Annotated in this window: 13 protein-coding genes; 8 read left to right on the forward strand and 5 right to left on the reverse strand. The window is 70.3% G+C overall.

All coding sequences use genetic code 11. From position 1 onward, the window contains the following. Window positions 1–27: 27 nt before the first annotated feature. Window positions 28–1,206 (forward strand): pyridoxal phosphate-dependent aminotransferase, encoded by a 1,179-nt coding sequence (locus ASF49_RS13745; protein ID WP_056474390.1) that lies wholly within the window; start codon window positions 28–30, stop codon window positions 1,204–1,206. Between the two features lie 60 nt (window positions 1,207–1,266). Here ASF49_RS13745 and ASF49_RS13750 read toward each other — a convergent pair whose 3' ends face one another. Next, window positions 1,267–4,317, reverse strand: coding sequence for a ribonuclease E/G (locus ASF49_RS13750; RefSeq protein WP_056473662.1), 3,051 nt, complete (start codon window positions 4,315–4,317; stop codon window positions 1,267–1,269). 783 nt (window positions 4,318–5,100) lie between these two features. Between ASF49_RS13750 and ASF49_RS13755 the strand changes: the two genes are divergently transcribed. After that, on the forward strand, window positions 5,101–6,384 hold the full coding sequence (locus tag ASF49_RS13755; protein WP_056474394.1) for an N-acetylmuramoyl-L-alanine amidase: 1,284 nt from the start codon (window positions 5,101–5,103) through the stop codon (window positions 6,382–6,384). A gap of 235 nt (window positions 6,385–6,619) precedes the next feature. Then, a complete protein-coding gene (locus ASF49_RS13760) occupies window positions 6,620–9,052 on the forward strand; it encodes a penicillin-binding protein 1A (protein ID WP_056473664.1) in 2,433 nt (810 codons plus the stop codon). Between the two features lie 55 nt (window positions 9,053–9,107). Here the strand turns inward: ASF49_RS13760 and ASF49_RS13765 are convergent, their stop codons facing one another. From ASF49_RS13765 to ASF49_RS13780, 4 genes are all read right to left on the reverse strand, one after another. Then, the gene (locus ASF49_RS13765; RefSeq protein ID WP_056473667.1) at window positions 9,108–10,088 is read right to left on the reverse strand and encodes an alginate O-acetyltransferase AlgX-related protein; all 981 of its coding nucleotides are present in this window, start codon (window positions 10,086–10,088) and stop codon (window positions 9,108–9,110) included. Between the two features lie 62 nt (window positions 10,089–10,150). Next, complete coding sequence (locus tag ASF49_RS13770; protein ID WP_056473668.1) at window positions 10,151–12,277, reverse strand: TonB-dependent receptor family protein; 2,127 nt, start codon at window positions 12,275–12,277, stop codon at window positions 10,151–10,153. Between the two features lie 273 nt (window positions 12,278–12,550). Next, a complete protein-coding gene (locus ASF49_RS13775; RefSeq protein WP_056473671.1) occupies window positions 12,551–13,540 on the reverse strand; it encodes a DUF1775 domain-containing protein in 990 nt (329 codons plus the stop codon). Between the two features lie 43 nt (window positions 13,541–13,583). After that, entirely contained in the window at window positions 13,584–13,907 is a 324-nt protein-coding gene (locus tag ASF49_RS13780) for a hypothetical protein (RefSeq protein WP_243214451.1), read from the reverse strand. 332 nt (window positions 13,908–14,239) lie between these two features. Here ASF49_RS13780 and ASF49_RS13785 point away from each other — a divergent pair, with 332 nt between their 5' ends. From ASF49_RS13785 to ASF49_RS13805, 5 genes are all read left to right on the forward strand, one after another. Beyond that, window positions 14,240–15,538 carry a L,D-transpeptidase family protein gene (locus ASF49_RS13785; RefSeq protein ID WP_056473675.1) on the forward strand — a complete coding sequence of 433 codons (1,299 nt, stop codon included), beginning with the start codon at window positions 14,240–14,242 and terminating at the stop codon, window positions 15,536–15,538. A gap of 272 nt (window positions 15,539–15,810) precedes the next feature. Further along, window positions 15,811–17,115, forward strand: coding sequence for a serine hydroxymethyltransferase (gene glyA, locus ASF49_RS13790; protein WP_056473678.1), 1,305 nt, complete (start codon window positions 15,811–15,813; stop codon window positions 17,113–17,115). 123 nt (window positions 17,116–17,238) lie between these two features. Next, window positions 17,239–17,820, forward strand: a complete 582-nt coding sequence (gene nrdR, locus ASF49_RS13795) for a transcriptional regulator NrdR (protein ID WP_082511269.1) — start codon at window positions 17,239–17,241, stop codon at window positions 17,818–17,820. A gap of 26 nt (window positions 17,821–17,846) precedes the next feature. Next, window positions 17,847–18,989 (forward strand): bifunctional diaminohydroxyphosphoribosylaminopyrimidine deaminase/5-amino-6-(5-phosphoribosylamino)uracil reductase RibD, encoded by a 1,143-nt coding sequence (gene ribD, locus ASF49_RS13800; RefSeq protein ID WP_243214450.1) that lies wholly within the window; start codon window positions 17,847–17,849, stop codon window positions 18,987–18,989. Window position 18,990: 1 nt separating this feature from the next. Continuing rightward, window positions 18,991–19,635 carry a riboflavin synthase gene (locus tag ASF49_RS13805; RefSeq protein WP_056473684.1) on the forward strand — a complete coding sequence of 215 codons (645 nt, stop codon included), beginning with the start codon at window positions 18,991–18,993 and terminating at the stop codon, window positions 19,633–19,635. Window positions 19,636–19,657 lie beyond the last annotated feature (22 nt).

The following is a 19,657-nucleotide window of genomic DNA, read 5'->3' on the forward strand; positions in this document are numbered from 1 at the left end:
CCCGGCGCAGCGGCTATGACGGAGCCGATGAACCAGCCGCCGATCCTCTCCCCGAACCTGCCCTCCGAGCGTGCGGCCCGCGTCGCCCCGTTCCTCGCCATGGACGTGATGTCCGCCGCCGCCGCCCGCGAGGCGCGCGGGGAGGGCGTCGTCCACATGGAGGTCGGACAGCCCTCCGCGCCGGCACCGCGCGCCGTGATCGCATCGGCGCAGGCGGCCCTCGCGACCGGCGCCCTGCCTTACACCCAGGCCCTCGGGCTTCCGGCCCTGCGCGAGCGCATCGCCCGCCACTATGCCGACACCTACGGGGTCACGGTCTCACCGAGCCGGATCGTCGTGACCACCGGCTCCTCGGCGGGGTTCGTGCTCGCTTTCCTCGGCCTGTTCGACGCCGGTGCCCGCATCGCGATCCCACAGCCGGGCTACCCGGCCTATCGGAGCCTGCTCAACGCCCTCGACCTCGTGCCCGCCCCCCTGATGCTGCAGGACGCCGACCGCTTCGCCCCGACCGGCGCCGCCCTCCGGGCCCTGCACGAGCGGGAGGGCCTGTCCGGCATCCTGGTGATGAGCCCGGCCAACCCGTCCGGCACCGTGATCGAGCCGGCGCGCCTCGCCGACCTCTGCGCCACGGCCCGTGCCCTCAACCTGCGATTCATCTCGGACGAGATCTATCACGGGCTCGCCTACGGCGTGCCGACCGAGACGGCCCTGCGCTGCGACGACGATGCGATCGTCATCAACTCGTTCTCGAAGACCTGGTGCATGACGGGCTGGCGCATCGGCTGGATGGTGGTGCCGGACTGGCTGGTCCGGCCCGTCGAGCGGCTCGCGCAGAACCTCTACATCTCGGCGCCCTACCTCTCGCAGGTCGCCGCCCTCGCGGCCTTCGACGCGGTGGAGGAGGTCGAGGCCGTGCGGGCCGGCTACGCCGCCAACCGCGCCCTGCTCCTCGATGCCTTCCCGGCCCTCGGCCTCGGGCGGACGCACCCGGCCGACGGGGCCTTCTACCTCTACGCCGACGTCTCCAACCTCACCGACGACTCCGTCGCCTTCTGCCGGCGCATGCTCGACGAGGCGGGCGTCGCGGCGACACCGGGACTCGATTTCGACGGCCGGGACGGTGGCCACCACGTCCGGTTCTCGTTCGCCGGCTCGACGGCCGATTGCGTCGACGCAGTCCGGCGCCTCAAGGGCTGGCTGCGCTGAAAACGCGAAACGGGGCAGGCGCGACGCCCACCCCGCTTCCCGTCGATCCCTCAGGGACGATCACTCACCCGTCAGGGCCGCCTTGGTCCGGGACCACCAGCCGGCACGCTTCGGACGATCCGGATCGGACGGCGGCGTCAGCACCACCGCGACCGGCTCGGGCTTCGGCGCCGGCTCGGCAGCCTGCGGCGACTCGGCCCGGGGCTCGGCCTCGGTCCGGGGCTCGGGATCCACGGGCAGTTCCATCGCCACCGGCGCGGTGCTCTCGGGGGCGGTGGGCGCCACGGCCTCGGACACCGCCTCGGCGCTCACCGGCTCCTCGCCGCCGAGGAAGGCAGACGGCGCGTCGGCCGCCCCCTCGTCGCCCTCGACCGAAGCGACCGGCCGGTCGCCGTGAGCGTCGTCACCGAAGGTCTGCTGGCCCGGCTCCTGACGCGCGGCCTCCGGATTGGCAGACTCGCCGTCGCGGCCACGACCGTCGCGGTCGCGACCCCGGCCGCCACGGCGGCCCCGGCGGCGGCGGCGACCGCTGCCGTCGTCCTCGCCGGAGGCCGGCATCTCGCCCGAGGCGACGGTCTCGTCGCCCTCCGCCTGCGCAGCGACGTCCTCGGACTCCTCGCCCTCACCGTCCTCGTCGTTCTCGGAGGCCGACCCTTCGCCGCCGGCCTGCTCACCGGTCTCGTGGCGACCGCCGCGACGCCGACGCCGACGACGGCGACCGCCGCGGCCCTCGCCGCCATCGGCCGCCTTCTCGTGGGACTCGTCGGCGGGCGCGCCGGCCTCGACCTCCTCGGATTCGGCCTCGACGGCTTCCTCCTCGATCTCCGGATCGAAATCCTCCTCCGGCTCCAGGGCGGAATTGATCGCCACGGCGCGGACGCCGGTCACCGGACCCTCGGCGCGCACCGCCGGTTCGCCGCGGTCGAGCTGGAAGGCTGAGGTGGCAGCCAGGCGCTCGTCGGCCGCGATGGTCAGGGAGACCCCGAAGCGCACCTCCAGCTCGCGCAGATGCGCGCGCTTCTGGTTGAGGATGTAGAGCGCGACCTCGGTGCGGGTGCGCAGGACGAGGTTGTGGGTCGTGCTCTTGAGGAGCGATTCCTCGATGGCGCGCAGGATCTGCAGGGCCACCGAAGCGGTCGCCCGGACGTAGCCGGACCCGCCGCAATGGATGCAGGGCAGGGACGAGCTCTCCAGCATGCCGGTGCGGATGCGCTGGCGGCTCATCTCGAGCAGGCCGAAGGGGGAGATCCGCCCGACCTGGATGCGCGCGCGGTCGTTCTTCAGGCAGTCGTTGAGCTTCTTCTCGACGGCGCGATTGTTGCGCTTCTCTTCCATGTCGATGAAGTCGATCACGACCAGGCCGGCGAGATCGCGCAGGCGCAGCTGGCGGGCGACCTCCTCGGCCGCCTCCAGGTTGGTTCGGAGCGCCGTGTCCTCGATGTCGTGCTCGCGGGTCGAGCGACCCGAGTTCACGTCGATGGAGACAAGGGCCTCCGTCGGGTTGATGACGAGGTAGCCGCCCGACTTCAGGGTGACGTGGGTGGAGAACATCGCGTCGAGCTGCTGCTCGACCCCGTAGCGCGCGAAGATCGGCGTCGAATCGCGATAGGGCTGCACGACCTTGGACTGACCAGGCATCAGCATGCGCATGAAGTCGCGCGCCTCGCGATAGGCCTCGTCGCCCGCCACCAGGATGTCGTCGATGTCCTTGTTGTAGAGGTCGCGGATGGCGCGCTTGATCAGCGAGCCCTCTTCGTAGACCAGGGCCGGGGCCGAGGAGGACAGCGTCAGCTCGCGCACGCTCTCCCACAGGCGCATCAGGTACTCGAAGTCGCGCTTGATCTCGGGCTTGGTGCGCGAGGCGCCGGCCGTGCGCAGGATCACGCCCATCCCCTCGGGCACCTCCAGGTCCTGGGCGACCTCCTTGAGGCGCTTGCGATCGGCGGCCGACGTGATCTTGCGGGAGATGCCGCCGCCACGGCCGGTGTTCGGCATCAGCACCGAGTAGCGTCCGGCCAGGGACAGGTAGGTGGTCAGCGCGGCCCCCTTGGTGCCGCGCTCCTCCTTGACGACCTGTACCAGGATGATCTGGCGGCGCTTGATCACTTCCTGGATCTTGTAGTGCCGACGATAGGTGCGCGGGCGCTCCGGGATCTCGGCCAGGGCGTCGCCGCCGACCTGCGCGATCTTCTGCGGACGCTCGCCGTCCTCGCCCTCGCTCTCCTCCTCGTCGTCGTCCTCGTCGTCCTCGTCCGAATCGTCGTCGTCATCCTCGGACTCGTCATCCGACTCGTCCTCGTCGGAATCTTCGTCGCTCTCGTCCGAATCGTCCGCGTCCGACTCGTCCTCGGCGGTGGATTCTGCGACGGGAGCTGCGCCGACCTCGGAGGCAACGGCGTCACCCATGGGCGCAGCTTCGAGCGCGAGCTCGGCGGCCGGCTCCACGGGCGCCTCGGCGGTGGCGCCGGCGGGGGCCGCCTCGTCGGACGACGGCGCGTCCGACCTGGACGCCTCGGATGCCTCCGAGGGCTCGCCGCCGGACAGGGCGACCTGCGGCAGGTCGGCGGATTCGTCGCTGCCGGGCAGGACCGACGGCGGCGCGTTGCCGAGGCCGCCTTCGAGCAGCGCGTCGGCGACGCCGATCGCCGGATCGTTCGAGGAATCCGGATTGTCGAAGGTCCCGACGGCCGACAGGTCGACGACGTCCTCGGACGTTACCGTCTCGGACGTACGCGCCTTCTTTGCCGAGGTGCCGTCGCGACGGCCGCGCGAGCGGCGGCGGGGCTTGCGCTCCTCGCGCTCACGGTGCTCCTCGGCCTCGCGGGCCTCGTCCTCGAGCAGGGCCTGACGGTCCGCGAGGGGGATCTGGTAATAGTCCGGGTGGATCTCGCTGAAGGCGAGGAATCCGTGGCGGTTGCCGCCGTACTCGATGAAGGCGGCCTGGAGCGAAGGCTCCACGCGGGTCACCTTAGCGAGATAGATGTTGCCGCGAAGCTGGCGCCGGTTGGCCGCCTCGAAATCGAATTCCTCGACCCTAGAACCGTGGACCGTGACAACCCGGGTCTCCTCCGGGTGCATCGCGTCGATGAGCATCTTGTTGTTGTTGGCCATGACGAACTTTCGACATGGCGGTCGACGTCGTTCTCCTCGAACCGCGCGGTCCCGATGGGGCGCCGTCTGGTCCGGGCTCGTCGGCCAGGAGGATCGGCGCCCGTGACGACCCGGGGAAGGGGGTCGCGGAAGCTGTGGGGAAGGGATTGCCGCCAACCGCCGTTGGGCGCCGGATCTCGGCGCGCGTGGGGTTGATCCTGGCCAGGGCCGACGAGAAGGCGGCGCCACGCGAAACGCGCAGGCGTTGAACACGAGCAACGGCAACCGATGCTGTGTGTCCGCTCATTCTCTCCCTGACCTCGCGAAGACTGTATGGGCCCGTCCGAGGACAGGCCGGCATGTGCAGAACGGTGCGGCGGCCGAAAAAGGCCACCGAATGAACCGACTCCCACCCGGCCTTGATATGCCGCCATGTCTGACGCGGGGAACCGACTGCGAAGGCGATCCGGCGCGAGGCCGGGCCGCGCCCGCGGGCCGCGGAGCAAACCGCACGGCACCGGGAAGGGGACCGCATCATTACAGAGCGTCGCGACGTTTTGGCAAGGTCCTTAATCTTGGACAGGCATCGCGGCGGCGCGCACGCACCGGGCCGGCGCGGCGATCCACGCGCCGCTCCGGCGATCTGTCGCCGCCGGGACACTACGCACCCGGAAGTGAAGCGGGGCCTTTGAGGAACGGTTAACCATCCCATCGGTATCCCGTAGAGGCAGGCTCACGCCACAGCCCGCTCGCGAGCACGCCCCGATGGGTGCGCCCGTCCTCACGGGGATGATTGCCGGAACGATGCCGAGACGCGCCCGCCTTCTCCGCTCCGTCCTCCTCGCCCTGGCCTGCGCCGGCGCGCTCTCGGCTGTCGGTTCCCGCAGCCTCGCCCAGGACACCGACAAGCTGCGCGGTGCGGGCTCTCAGGCGGCGGTCGCCATCGCGGCCGATCTCGCGACCAGCAACACCACCACCAAGCTCACCCTGACACTCTCGAAGGCGATCGACGCCAAGGCCTTCGTGATGGAACGGCCCGACCGGGCGGTGATCGATCTCGCAGAAGTGAACTTCCAGCTCGGGCCCGAGACCGGACGCAAGCGCGACGGCGTCGTCGCGTCGTTCCGCTACGGACTGTTCGCGCCGGGCCGCTCGCGCATCGTCGTCGACCTCGCCCAGCCCGCCACCGTGGGGCGGATCGAGACGGTCACGCGTCCGCGCGACGGCGCCGTGCTGCTCAGCATCGAGTTCCAGCGCTCCGACCGCGAGGGCTTCCGCCGCGCCGCCGTGGCGAGCGATCCGGCCCCGGCCCAGCGCAAGGTCGCGGCCGCGCCGGAAGCGACGGATGCCCGCCCGCTGATCATGGTCGATGCCGGTCACGGCGGCACCGATCCCGGCGCCATCGCGGCCACCGGCGTGTTCGAGAAGGACATCGTGTTCGGCTTCGCCCAGGCCCTCGTGACCCGGCTCGAAGCGAACGGCCGCTACCGGGTGCGGATGACGCGGGACCGCGACGTGTTCGTGCCGCTCTCGGAACGCGTGCGCCTCGCCCGCGAGGCCAAGGCGGACCTGTTCGTCTCGATCCATGCCGACTCGATCTCGTCGGCCCCGCAGGTGCGCGGCGCCACCATCTACACGGGCTCCGAAAAGGCCACCGACGCCGAATCGGCCAGGCTCGCCGAGCGCGAGAACCGCGCCGACGCGGCCGCCGGCACCGAATCGAACGAAGGCCCGGGCCACGTCGCGGACATCCTCCAGGAGCTCACCCTGCGCGAGACCCGAACCTTCTCGTCCAGCTTCGCCAGGGGGCTGATGAGCCATCTCAACCCGGTGATGGAGATGAGCGCCAAGCCGCACCGGGAGGCCGGCTTCCAGGTGCTGCGCTCGCCCGACGTGCCCTCGGTCCTGGTGGAGCTCGGCTATCTGTCGAGCAAGCACGACCTCGACCTGCTGCAATCGGACGGCTGGCGCGCCGAGGTGACCGGCGGCATGGCCAAGGCGATCGACGCGTTCTTCGGCAACCGGACCTCGCTGACCCGGCCGCAGCCGCCCCGCCGATCGGCGGCAATCGCCCCAGTTTCACCATAGAATGCGTGTGAAACCGGGGCTCACAGCGCTCCGGTCGAACCGCTGCCGATCGTCTCGGCGGACTTGATCGCGGCGCTCTCGAGTGAACGCCGCCGACATCGTGGGCTCGACCGCATTTCTCGCGGCGGGACTCTTGCATTTCGGGATGGGACACGGTCGGAGGAGGCACGCGCCGTCGTGGCGTGTGTCCTCGCGGCCGGCCGGCGGCGATGGATCATCGACGGACGGGACCCGGATGCGCTTCATCCTTCGTTTCTTCGGCTTCCTGTTCAGCGTCGGCGCGATGGTCTTCGTGATCGCCGCCGCCGCGGCCGCGTTCTTCTACTGGAAGTTCAGCCAGGACCTGCCGGACCACGCCGCGCTCGCCAATTACGAGCCGCCGGTGATGAGCCGCGTCCACGCCGCGGACGGCTCTCTGCTGGCCGAGTACGCCAGCGAGCGCCGGCTCTACCTACCGATCCAGGCCATGCCGAAGATCGTGGTCGCGGCCTTCCTCTCGGCCGAGGACAAGAACTTCTACAAGCACGGCGGCGTCGACCCGGAGGGTCTCGTGCGCGCCGCGCTGACGAACTTCAAGAGCGGCAAGAAGCAGGGCGCCTCGACCATCACCCAGCAGGTGGCCAAGAACTTCCTCCTGTCTCCCGAGCAGACCTTCGAGCGCAAGGCCAAGGAGGCGCTGATCGCCTTCCGGATCGAGGCGGCCTACTCGAAGGACAAGATCCTCGAGCTCTACCTCAACGAGATCTTCCTTGGCACCATCGTGCCCGGCCGCAACCTGCACGGCGTCGCGGCGGCCGCGCTCGACTATTTCGGCAAGTCGGTCCACGAGCTGACGATCAACGAGGCGGCCTACCTCGCCGCCCTGCCGAAGGGGCCGAACAACTACCACCCCTACCGGCAGACCCAGAAGGCGCTCGACCGGCGCAACGAGATCATCGGTCTGATGGCCCAGAACGGGTACATCACCAAGGAGGAGGCCGAGGCCGCCCGCAAGATGCCCCTCGGCGTGAATCCCCGCGTCGCCTTCGCCAACGCAGCGAACGCCAATTACTTCACCGAGGAGGTCCGGCGCGAGATCGCCGAGCGCTACGGCGAGAAGAAGCTCTACGAGGGCGGCCTCTCGGTGCGTGCGACCCTCGACCCGAAGATGCAGTCCTGGGCGCGCAAGGCCCTGGTGGACGGCCTGATCCGCTACGACCAGTCCCATGGCTGGCGCGGCGCCCAGGCCAAGGTCGACCTCGTCGGCCGCGACTGGGGCCTGGCCGTCGCCGAAGTGCCCGGCCTCGGCGACGTCGCCCCGTGGCGCCTCGCCGTCGTGCTGAACACCACTGGCGGCTCCGCGCAGATCGGCCTGCAGCCGCGTCGCGAGGCCTCCGGCCAGGTGTCGAAGGACCGCGAGACCGGCACGATCACCGCCGAGGGCACCCGCTGGACCGGGCGCTCGCCCGCTGCGGCGCTGAATCCCGGCGACGTCGTCTACGTCGAGGCGACGGATACCAGCCGCAACCAGTACCGCCTGCGCCAGCGGCCCGAGGTCTCGGGCGCCATCGTGGCGATGGATCCCTATACCGGCCGCGTGCACGCGATGGTCGGGGGCTTCTCCTATGACGAGAGCCAGTTCAACCGCGCCACCCAGGCGATGCGCCAGCCGGGTTCCTCGTTCAAGCCGATCGTCTACTCGGCGGCCCTCGACAACGGCTACACCCCGTCGTCGATCGTTCAGGACTCGCCGATCACCATCGAGGCCGGTCCCGGCCAGGAGGCCTGGACGCCCTCGAACTACGACGGCAAGTCCGGCGGTCCGCACACCCTGCGCTACGGCATCGAGCACTCGAAGAACCTGATGACGGTGCGCCTCGCCAAGGACGTCGGCATGCCGCTCATCGCCGAATATGCCCGCCGCTTCGGCGTCTACGACGACATGCTCCCGGTGCTGCCGATGTCGCTGGGCGCCGGCGAGACCACGGTCATGCGCATGGTCACCGCCTACTCGATGCTCGCCAATGGCGGCCGGCGCATCCGCCCGACCCTCATCGACCGCATCCAGGACCGTGTCGGCGAGACCATCTACAAGCACGACAATCGCAAGTGCCTCGGCTGCGACGCGGACAAGTGGTCCGGCCAGGACGAGCCCAAGCTCGTCGACGAATCCGAGCAGGTCCTCGACCCGCTGACCGCCTACCAGATGGTCTCGATCATGGAGGGCGTGGTCCAGCGCGGCACCGCCACCATCCTGAAGCAGATCGGCAAGCCCCTGGCCGGCAAGACCGGGACGACGAACGACGCCAAGGACGCCTGGTTCGTCGGCTTCTCGCCCGACCTCGCGGTCGGCGTCTATCTCGGCTTCGACAAGCCGCGCTCCCTGGGCGACCGGGCCACCGGCGGCGGCCTCGCCGCCCCCATCGCCCTCGACTTCCTGAAGCAGGCGCTCAAGGACAAGCCGCCGACGCCGTTCCGCGTGCCCCCGGGCATCAAGCTGATCCGCGTCTCCGCCTCCTCCGGCATGCGCGCCGGTTCGGGCGAGGGCGGCGGCACCATCCTCGAGGCCTTCAAGCCCGGCACCGCCCCGCCCGATGCCTATGTCGCCGCACCGGCGCAGCAATCGAGCGGTCCGGCCGCGGTTCCGCCCGACGCCGACCGCGCCGCCCAGGCCGGCGGCCTCTACTAGGCCCACATCCCCGTCGACCCCGCGCCCCGGAGCCTGCTCCGGGGCGTTCGTCGTTTCAGACCGGCTTCCGCGCGAGCGCGAGGTCGGCGAGCTTCGCGATATCGAAGCCCCTCTGCGGCAGCTCGATCATGAAGCGCTCGGCGATCTCCGCGACCACGAAATCCGGCCTCACCCGCGCGACGTAGCCCCAGTCGATGCTGGTGGACCACAGGACGTGGACCTCGCGGAACGTGTCGGCCAGGAGCGGCGTCAGGCTCCCCGTATGGTGGGTGGACGCATGATGGCCGTAGGAATCGGCGAACAGCACCAGCCGGCGCGGGTCGGCCTCGGCCGAATCGTTCCGGTAGACGACGTGGGCGCCGATATGCGCCTCCTGGCCCCGGCCCTGCGCCTCGAAGGCCGCGACCAGGCTGTTGGCGTAGATGCGCCGCGCCGCCGTCTCGAACCGGCAGGCCTCAGCCATCTCGGTGCGGACGGGGTCGAATTTCAGGCCGAGATCGCCCGCGTAGGGCACGGCGCCGCCGATGCGGCGCCGGGCGATGTCCTGGCGCGGGACGAGGCCGAGATGGCGACAGATCTCGCCATAGGCGAGGAGGTACCCGGCGAAGGTCCAGTGGCTGTCCGTCCGGCAATAGAGCGGCGTCTCGGCGGCGCGGGCCCGGAACGGCCGCACGAGGTCGATCCAGTGGCGCCGAGCCGGTGAGAGGCGGAGCCAGCGCTCCAGGCGTAGCACCGGCGCGCGCCCAGGGTCGAAGGCCAGTCCGTCGCAGGCCTCCGGATAGATCGTGAGCTTCTCCGGCGCCACCACGTGGGCGTAGCGGGTGCCGAGCCCGGCGCAGCGCCGCGCCCGCGCCTCTAGGATGCGGCGCCAGCGCCAGAGGGTGGCGCGCGGCAGCCCCGGCTCGCCATACTGCGCCAGGACGGAATTGGTGCCCCCGGTCAGGAAGAGCCAGCCGTCGCGGCCGACATGCACATCCGGGTGTCGGTCCGGCGCGCGGACGCCGGACGCGGGTGCGATGGGGGAACCCTCGGTCATCGCGCGGTTCTAGCGGGCGCACGGGAAAGGCGCACCCTCATCCGGCTGGCTGCGCCACTCGATCAGAACCCGGCGCGGATGCCGCCGAAGATGCTGCGCCCGACGCCCGGATAGAACGCCACCGGTCCGCCCGCGACCGTACGCGCATCGGTCACGACGGAGATGTCCGAGACGTAGCGGGCGTCGGTCAGGTTACGCGCATCGACGAACACCGAGACGCCGTTCTGGAAGTCGTATCCGGCGGCGATGTTGAGGAGGGCGTAGCCCGGCACCTTCAGGCTGTTGGCGTGGTCGGCGAAGGCCCCCTGCGGAACCCAGTCGACGGAGGGGCTGACGTGGAAGCCGTCGCGGTTGCGGTAGGTCAGCACCGTGCGCAGCACGTCGCGCGGGATGCCGGCGATCTGGTTGTCGCGGAAGACCGGGTCGGCGATGAAGCGGAAGTCGTTGTGGTTCCAGACCTGCGAGACCACGAGACCGTCGCCGGCACCGATCAGGTCCCGGGCGAGGTCGAGGGAGACCGCCGCCTCCACGCCCTGGTGGCGGGTGCGGGGCGCGTTGAAGGTCGCGGCCGGGATGTTGAGGCCGGGATTGATCGAGAAGTTGATCAGCTCGTCGCGGATCTCCGAGCGGTAGAGGGTCACGTCCCAGGACAGCCGGTCGATCCGGCCGCGGGTGCCGGCCTCGTAGGTCACGGCGCGCTGCGCCCGCAGGGGCACGAAGGTGCTGTTGAGCGAATTCATCTGCACGAGGTCGGAGAAGTCCGGAACGTCGCGCGATCCGGTGATGTCACCGAAGACCTGGATGTCGGGCAGCGGCTGCCAGAGGAGGCCCACCTTCGGGTTGATCCCCGCATAGGTCTCGTTGGCCGAGGACGGGAATGCGTTGGCGCCCGAGAAGCCGCCCTTGTTGCTGTAGGTCCGGTTGGACGAGAACGCCTTGGCGCCGGCCATCAGCGCCACGTCCGGCAGGAACCAGAACCGGTTCTCGCCATAGGCCTCGTAGTTCGAGGCGCTCTGCACCGAGCGCAGGGTCTGGGCCCCGCGCTGGCCGCCATTGTTGACGAACTGCAGCGCCGAGTTCTGGCCGGCGAAGGCCCGCAGGCCGAGGATCAGGTCGTTGCGATAGCCGGCGATGTCGAAGGTCCCGGCCCAGTGCGGGGCGATCCCGTAGGTCCAGCCGTCCTGGTCGATGACCTGGAAGATCGGGTGGTAGAGCGACTTGTGGATCGCCCAGGTGTCGATATCGAGCTTGCCGACATCGAGCAGGAACGAGGTGCGGTTGGCGATCCGCTCGGTCTCGACCTTGCGCGACTGGTTGCCGGCGATCGCCGACGGGTTGGCCAGGGTCGGATTGTTGAGGGCGTTGAAGAGGCTCAGCGTGCCGGGGAGCTTCTGGTCCGTCAGGTAGACACCGGCGTAGAAGCGCGTCTCGACGCCCGGAGCGAGCTGATAGCCGAGGTTGGCGTTGAAGTTCTGCGTCCGCTGGGTCTCGTGGTCCCGGTAGCTGTCGGAGTTCGTGATGGTGCCGTTGACCAGGAAATCGACCGGGCCGGCGATCCGCGAGACCTGGAAGTTCTCGCGGATGGTGTTGAAGGCGCCGCCGTCGATGCGCAGGATGTTGGGCGCGAACGCGGTCTGGGCCGTGGGCGTGACGACGTTGATGGCACCGCCGAGGGTCGTCGCCCCGAAGGTGAGGGCATTTCCGCCCTTGTAGACCTCGATCGAGCGCAGCCCGAGGGGGTCGACCTGGTAGAAGTCTCCGCTGCCGTCGGCGAGGTTCAGCGGGATTCCATCCTGAAGCAGTTCGAGGCCGCGCAGGTGGAAGCCGCGCGAGATGCCGGAGCCGCGCACCGAGAGGCGCAATTCCTGGCCGTAGCGCTCCTGCACGTAGACGCCGGGCACGTCCTTGAGCGTGTCGCGCAGGGTGTTGGCGTAGCGATTCTGGAAGTCCTTGGCATCGACGAAGGCGACCGACCCGACGGTGGCGTTCACCGCGGCGCGCTGGGCCGCGACGCTCGGCACCGTCAGGGAGCCGGCCGAGGCGCCCTCGATGCTGAGTTCGGACAGCGTCGCGGCGGCCGTGTCCTCTGCACGGGACGGTGTGGCGGCGACGAGCAGGGGCAGGAGGGAAGCGCCGCCCAGAAGGGCGACGGCGCGGGCGGTGGGGCGACTGGACTGGGGCGCGGACATCGGACGGGCTCCGGATCAGGGGCCCGCGCTTCGCGACGACGCGACGGGGCCGGGCATGATCCCGGTGGGAAGGAAGGGGAGGTGAAAGCCGCGCGGAGGCTCGCGCGACGGATCGTTCGATCGGACGAACCCGAGAGCCTGCGGATCACGGCCCGAGCCGACCCTGCGCGGAGGCGAGGGCGCAGGATCAGGTCGGTCCTGGACGGGTCGGTCTTGGGTGGGTCGGTCTTTGGCGCGGTCAGGCCTGGGCGCCGAGCGCGAGGGCGGGCAGCGTCAGTGTTCGTGGTGACCCGGTGCCGACGGAGCGGCCGCGGGCGCGCCCGGCTTCATCGCGCCGATGGGCGCCACGCTGAAGCTGACCGGCACGGTGCCGGCGCGCTCGAAGCGCAGCGTGCCCTGGATCGTCTCGCCGGCCTTCGGGCCGCTCGCGAGATCCTCGAACATGAGGTGCAGGCCACCGGGCTTCAGTTCCACCGTCTCGCCCGGCTTGATGACGAGGCCGCCCTCGATCGGCGCCATCTTCATCACGCCGCCCTCCATGCTCATGGAGTGGATCGAGGTGCGTCCCGCCAGGGGGATCGCGGCGCCGACGAGGCGGTCGGGCTGCGTGCCGGTGTTGGTCACGCGGACGTAGCCACCCGCCACCTTGGCGCCGCCGGGGGTCGCGCGCATCCAGGGCGACTCGATGCTGAGGTCGCCGGCCTTCACGCTCGAGGCCTCGGCCCGGGCCGGACCCGATGCGGCGGCCACGATCCGGACGCCGGGGGCAGGGGATTTCAGCGCGTGCGCATCCTGCCCGGCCGCCGGGATCTCACGCCAGCGATACTGGCCGGTGGCGCAATCCTGCTCGACGGGGAAGTAGACCGTGCTGCCGGGCGCGAAGGCGTCGCTGACGCGGGCGAGGAAGGTGAACTCGTCGACCTGATCGTCGGGCAGGCTGCCGCCGGTCCAGGTGATGGTCTTCACGCCCTCACGGATGTCGCCGTGATAGTACGGATAGGCGCGGGCATAGGCGCCCTTCTCGGTCGTCACGGTCCAGCCGGGCTTCGGCATCGGCTTGGCGCCGATGACGCCCTCCGGGATGGTGACGCTGACGCGGTTGGTGGCCTGGCCGTCGCAGCCATGGGTGATCTGCACGACGCCGCGGTAGCCGGCGTTCGGGCTCGCCTCCTTGCGCTCCAGGGTGGCATGCGCGAGGGCGGCGGTGGCGGACAGGGTGAGGGCGAGGCCCGCGAAGAGCTCGGCCCGGGGAATGCGGTTCATCGGATTGGTCCGTGTCTGATGGGATCGGGAAGCGGCGATCGGATCAGACGGCGGGCGGACCTCGGGGATGGGGAATCGTGCCCGGTGGCCCGCGGGCGGAAACGGACGCTGCGCGGGACCAGGTGACCCGGCTCGTCGCGCGGGCCGGCCAGACGATGGTGCGGGCCGAGACATCCGGCAGCGCCGCATGCAGCATCGGCCCGGCGACGGTGCAGCAGGGCTGGTGATGGGCGTGGGTCGAATCAGGTAGGCCCGGGCCGCCATCGTCGTTCAGCCCAAGGCACAGGATGCCGTGCGACGCGGAGACGGGCAGGGGCACGAGGCCGCTCAGGGCGGCGTGGAGGACGAACGCATAGAGCGCGATCACCGCGGTGATCGCGCGTAGCGGGGCCCACCCTCCGTGGCCAGCCTGGTTCGCCGGAAGCGTCATCGTCGTTCGGCTTACGCCATCGGCCATCGTTTCGCCATGCCGATCGCACGGCAGAACACAGTGCTGTGGCACACGGGCCGCAGTCGAGAGGATGTGTCCGGGGATCTCGGGGATAAGCCGGGCCGTGCCACAATGTGGCCGGGTCCCCATGAGTTCTTAACCCTACCCCGACACGGTCGTGACAGGGGGTGTTCCAAGACCTCGGCGCGCGACGCCGGGACCGACGACACCGCATGTCGCTTCGTAAATCAGATCAGAGTTCACGTCCGATGCTGAATCAGGCTTTCCACACCCGCGCCCTCGGCTTTGCACTGCTCGCATCGGCGGCCGTCATCGGCCAGTCGGCGACGGCGCGCGAGGCCGGCGGCTTCGCCCAGGCCGAGTGGGCGCAGGACTACGCCTCGCCAGCCACCATGCAGGTGCAGCGCTCCTCGACGCCGATCCTGTCGCCGCAGACCGTGGCCGCCACCGAGCAGATGATCGAGCGCTACCGGGACATCGTCAATCGCGGCGGCTGGAAGCCGGTCTCGGGCGCCGACCGCCTGCGCGTCGGCGCCAAGGGTCCGGCCGTGGCCGCCCTGCGCCAGCGCCTAATCATCACGGGCGACCTCGACCCGGCCTCCGGCGGCTCGGGCGTCTACGATTCCTACGTCTCGGCCGGCGTGAAGCGCTTCCAGGCCCGGCACGGCCTAAGCCAGACCGGCGCCATGAGCCAGACCACGCAGGCGGCCATGAACGTGCCGGCCGACGTGCGCCTGCACCAGCTCGAGATCAACGTGGTGCGCCTGCGCTCCTACGCCGGCAACCTCGGCAACCGCTTCGTCATCACCAACATCCCCGCCGCCCTGGTCCAGACGGTGGAGAACGGCCAGGTCGTGACCCTGCACGCCGCCGGCGTCGGCAAGATCGACCGCCAGTCGCCGATCATGAACACCAAGGCGACGCAGATCAACTTCAACCCCTTCTGGACGGTCCCGGCTTCCATCGTGAAGAAGGACCTCATCCCCAAGATGCAGAAGGACCCGACCTACCTCACCGAGAACAAGATCCGCATCTTCGCGGGTGACAACGAGATCTCGCCGGCCTCGGTGAACTGGAACTCGGACGAGGGCACGCGCTACCGCTACCGCCAGGATTCGGGCGCCGACTTTAACTCGATGGGCATCGTGCGCATCAACATTCCGAACCCCTACGGCGTGTTCATGCACGACACGAACTCGAAGGGCGTCTACGGCGACGACTTCCGCTTCATCTCCTCGGGCTGCGTCCGCGTGCAGAACGTGCGCGAGTACATCACCTGGCTGCTCAAGGACACGCCCGGCTGGGGCCGCGAGCAGGTCGAGCAGGCCATCGAGAGCGGCAAGCGCGTCGACGCCACCCTGTCGAGCCCGGTGCCGGTCTACTGGACCTACATCACCGCCTGGTCGACCCCGGACGGCCTCGTCCAGTTCCGGGACGACATCTACAAGCGCGACGGCGTGAACGTGCCCTCGACCCTCTCCGCACCGACCCCGGTCGCCAGCGCCGAGCCGGTTCAGAGCTTCGAGCCGGGCGACGAGGAGAACTGAGCCCTTCCGTCCGCGGCGAACCGTCCGAATTACGAGGCCCGCGCTGTACAGCGCGGGCCTTTTGCATTGTGGATGCGACGCCACGACACGGCCTGTCGCTGGTTCGACTCTCCGCGCTGCGCTCTGTGCTGAATTTTTTTGATGAGGCGCAAAAAAATGCCTGTGCTTGGCCTTGGAACCCGTCGCGTGTAGTAATCCAGCCTTCGAACGCCCGCCCGCCCTACGCCAGCGGATTACGGGTGCGTCCGCCCGTTCAACAATCGAGGCTTTCCATGAGCGCCGGTACTGCTGCCGACAAGCACTTCTCCAACACCTTCTTCGCCGCTCCCCTCGCGGACGCGGATCCGGAGATCGCGCAGGCGGTGGCCCAGGAACTCGGCCGCCAGCAGCACGAGATCGAGCTGATCGCCTCCGAGAACATCGTCTCGCGCGCCGTTCTCGAAGCACAGGGCTCGGTGCTGACGAACAAGTACGCCGAGGGCTATCCGGGCCGCCGCTACTATGGCGGCTGCCAGTTCGTCGACATCGCAGAGAATCTGGCCATCGATCGCGCCAAGCGCCTGTTCAACTGCGGCTTCGCCAACGTGCAGCCGAATTCCGGCTCCCAGGCGAACCAGGGCGTGTTCATGGCGCTCATGCAGCCGGGCGACACCTTCATGGGCCTCGACCTCGCGGCTGGCGGCCACCTGACCCACGGCGCCCCGCCGAACGTCTCGGGCAAGTGGTTCAAGCCGGTCTCCTACACCGTGCGCCGCGACGACCAGCGCATCGACATGGAGCAGGTCGAAGCCCTCGCCCACGAGCACAAGCCCAAGGTGATCATCGCCGGCGGCTCGGGCTATCCGCGCCACTGGGACTTCGCCAAGTTCCGTGAGATCGCCGATGCCGTCGGCGCGTACTTCTTCGTCGACGCGGCGCACTTCGCGGGCCTGATCGCCGCGGGCGTCCACCCGTCGCCGTTCCCGCACGCCCACGTCGTCACCACGACCACTCACAAGACCCTGCGCGGCCCGCGCGGCGGCATGATCCTGACGAACGACGAGGCCCTGGCCAAGAAGTTCAACTCGGCGATCTTCCCCGGCCTCCAGGGCGGCCCGCTCATGCACGTCATCGCCGGCAAGGCCGTGGCCTTCGGCGAGGCCCTGAAGCCCGAGTTCAAGATCTACGCCAAGCAGGTGATCGAGAACGCCAAGGCGCTGGCCGACACCCTGATGTCGAGCGGCTACAACATCACCTCGGGCGGCACCGACAACCACCTCATGCTGGTCGACCTCACCAGCAAGGGCCTGACCGGCAAGGCGGCGGAAGCGGCGCTGAGCCGCGCCGACATCACCTGCAACAAGAACGGCGTGCCGTTCGACACGCAGAAGCCCACCATCACCTCGGGCATCCGCCTCGGAACCCCGGCCGGCACCTCGCGCGGCTTCGGCGTGGCCGAGTTCAAGCAGATCGGCGGTTTCATCGTCGAGGTGCTCGATGGCCTCGTGGCCAAGGGCGAAGAGGGCGATGCCGCCATCGAGGCGAACGTGAAGCAGCGGGTGCACGCCCTCACCGACCGGTTCCCCATCTACGGCTGAGGCGCAACGCCCCGACCGGGGCGCTTGAACCGGCGCCCCTCACCATGCCATGCAACGGCCGCGGACCATCGGGTCCGCGGCCGTTGTCTTTTCCAACGGTCCCCTTCCCCAGGTGTCCGTCCGATGCGGTGTCCCTATTGCGGCGGTCCCGACACCCAGGTGAAGGATTCGCGTCCCAGCGACGACGCGGCGGCGATCCGCCGGCGCCGCGTCTGCCCGGATTGCGGGGGCCGCTTCACCACCTTCGAACGGGTGCAGCTGCGCGAGCTCACGGTGCTCAAGCGCTCGGGCAAGCGCGTCCCGTTCGACCGCGACAAGCTCCAGCGCTCCATCGGCGTGGCCCTGCGCAAGCGCCCCGTGGACCCGGAACGGATCGAGCGCCTCGTCAGCGGAATCACCCGACAGCTGGAGAGCGGCGGCGAGGCCGAGATCGGCAGCGAGGCCATCGGCGAACTGGTGATGGAGGGCCTGAAGGGTCTCGACGACGTCGCCTATGTCCGCTTCGCCTCGGTCTACAAGAACTTCCGCGAGGCCAGCGACTTCAAGGCGCTGCTCGGGACGCTCTCGGACCCGGCCGCGCTCCCGTCCGAAGCGACCTCCGACGCGCTCATCGTCGAGGACGAGACCGACGACCCGGCCGCCGCGGACCACGCGGCGAAGGTCACGCCCCTTCGCCCGAAGCGACAGCCGAAGTCCCGGCCGTGACGCGCGTCGGCTTACGGAGCGCCGGCATGGAAAGCACGGGCATGGGGAGCGCGTCGATGGGCGAGACCGACCGGCGCTACATGCGCCTCGCGCTCGCCCTCGGGCATCGCAACCTCGGCCGGACCTGGCCGAACCCCTCCGTCGGCGCGATCGTGGTGGCGGGCCCGCCCGGTGCGGAGCGGATCGTCGGGCAGGGCGTCACCGCCCCCGGCGGGCGGCCGCATGCCGAACCCCTCGCCCTCGCCATGGCGGGCGAGGCAGCGCGCGACGCCACGCTCTACGTCAGCCTGGAGCCGTGCTCCCATCACGGCCGCACGCCTCCGTGCACCGATGCCATCGTCGCCGCCGGCATCGCCCGCGTCGTCACCGCCCTGGAAGACCCCGATCCGCGGGTGGCCGGGCGCGGCCACGGCCTCCTGGCCGCCGCCGGCCTCGCGGTGACCACCGGCCTCCTGGCGCCGGAGGCCGCACGGGACCATCGCGGCCACGTCACCCGGGTGACGCAGGGGCGCCCGAGCCTGCACCTCAAGCTCGCCCAGACCCAGGATGGCTTCGCCGGAGCCCCCACCGAGCGCCTGCGGATCACCGGCCCCATCGCCGACGGCGCCGTGCATCTCTGGCGGGCACACGCGGATGCGATCCTGGTCGGCATCGGCACCGCCCGCGCCGACGATCCTTCGCTCACGGTCCGGCTGCCCGGCCTGGCCGACCGCTCGCCCCTGCGGGTCGTGCTCGATTCGAGCCTGCGCCTGCTGCCCTCCGCCACCCTGGTGCGCAGCGCCCGCGACGTCCCGACCCTCGTGCTCACCACCCGTCGGGCGCCGGTCCATGCCAGGCGCATGCTGGCCTCCTTCGGCGTCGAGGTGATCGCCGTCGATGCCGACGGCGCCGGACAGGTCGACCTGCGCGCCGCGCTGGGGGCGCTGGCCGAGCGTGGCGTGACGCGGCTCTGCTGCGAGGGCGGCCCGCACCTCGCCGACGCCCTGGCGGACGCCGACCTCGTCGACGTCTTCACGCTCATCACCGGCCCGGGCACCCTCGGCGATACGGGCGGCCTTCCGGCCATCGGCCCGGTCCTGCGCGACCGGCTCGCGGGCGGCCACCTCCGGATCGTCGAGACCCGGATCCTCGGCCCCGACCGGGCCGTCACCCACGAGCGGAGTGCCTGAGATGTTCACCGGTCTCGTCACGGATGTCGGGGAAGTCGTGTCGGTCGCGGGCGACGACCGCCTGCGCCGCATCCGCATCCGCTCCCACTACGATCCCGCCACCATCGCGCTGGGCGCCTCCATCGCCTGCTCCGGTCCCTGCCTGACGGCGGTGGCGGTGGAGCCGGCGGAGGGCGGCTGCATCTTCGCCGTGGACGCGGCGGCCGAGACGCTGGCCCGCACCCATGTGGGGTCGTGGCGCGAAGGGCGGCGCCTGAACCTGGAGCGCTCCCTGAAGATCGGCGACGAGCTCGGCGGCCACCTCGTCACCGGCCACGTCGACGGCCTAGCCGAGCTCGTGGCCCGCGATCCCGTCACGGGCGGCGACGGCGATCCGCAATGGGCGCCCTCCGACCGCTTCACCCTGCGGGCGCCGCCTCAGCTGGCGCGCTTCATCGCCGAGAAGGGCTCCGTCTGCCTCGACGGGACCTCGCTCACCGTCAACACGGTGGAGGGGGACCTGTTCTCGGTGCTGCTCATCCCGCACACCCTGGCGGTGACCACCTGGGGCGAACGCCGGGCCGGGGACCGGCTCAACCTCGAGGTCGACCTCATCGCCCGCTATGCCGCGCGCCTGTCCGAGAGCCGCGCCGCGGTCGAGCGCTGAACGACGGCCCGCCCGCGAATGC

The sequence above is a fragment of the Methylobacterium sp. Leaf104 genome (genome assembly GCF_001422885.1).
Taxonomy (GTDB): Bacteria; Pseudomonadota; Alphaproteobacteria; order Rhizobiales; family Beijerinckiaceae; genus Methylobacterium.

What these genes read in the sequence shown, in the direction of transcription:
- ASF49_RS13770 (WP_056473668.1), bottom strand. Translation starts at nt 12,277, where the DNA reads ATGTCCGCGCCCCAGTCCAGTCGCCCCACCGCCCGCGCCGTCGCCCTT.
- nrdR (WP_082511269.1), top strand. Translation starts at nt 17,239, where the DNA reads ATGCGGTGTCCCTATTGCGGCGGTCCCGACACCCAGGTGAAGGATTCG.
- ASF49_RS13745 (WP_056474390.1), top strand. Translation starts at nt 28, where the DNA reads ATGAACCAGCCGCCGATCCTCTCCCCGAACCTGCCCTCCGAGCGTGCG.
- ASF49_RS13805 (WP_056473684.1), top strand. Translation starts at nt 18,991, where the DNA reads ATGTTCACCGGTCTCGTCACGGATGTCGGGGAAGTCGTGTCGGTCGCG.
- ASF49_RS13750 (WP_056473662.1), bottom strand. Translation starts at nt 4,317, where the DNA reads ATGGCCAACAACAACAAGATGCTCATCGACGCGATGCACCCGGAGGAG.
- glyA (WP_056473678.1), top strand. Translation starts at nt 15,811, where the DNA reads ATGAGCGCCGGTACTGCTGCCGACAAGCACTTCTCCAACACCTTCTTC.
- ASF49_RS13755 (WP_056474394.1), top strand. Translation starts at nt 5,101, where the DNA reads ATGCCGAGACGCGCCCGCCTTCTCCGCTCCGTCCTCCTCGCCCTGGCC.
- ASF49_RS13785 (WP_056473675.1), top strand. Translation starts at nt 14,240, where the DNA reads ATGCTGAATCAGGCTTTCCACACCCGCGCCCTCGGCTTTGCACTGCTC.
- ASF49_RS13775 (WP_056473671.1), bottom strand. Translation starts at nt 13,540, where the DNA reads ATGAACCGCATTCCCCGGGCCGAGCTCTTCGCGGGCCTCGCCCTCACC.
- ASF49_RS13760 (WP_056473664.1), top strand. Translation starts at nt 6,620, where the DNA reads ATGCGCTTCATCCTTCGTTTCTTCGGCTTCCTGTTCAGCGTCGGCGCG.
- ASF49_RS13765 (WP_056473667.1), bottom strand. Translation starts at nt 10,088, where the DNA reads ATGACCGAGGGTTCCCCCATCGCACCCGCGTCCGGCGTCCGCGCGCCG.
- ribD (WP_243214450.1), top strand. Translation starts at nt 17,847, where the DNA reads ATGGAAAGCACGGGCATGGGGAGCGCGTCGATGGGCGAGACCGACCGG.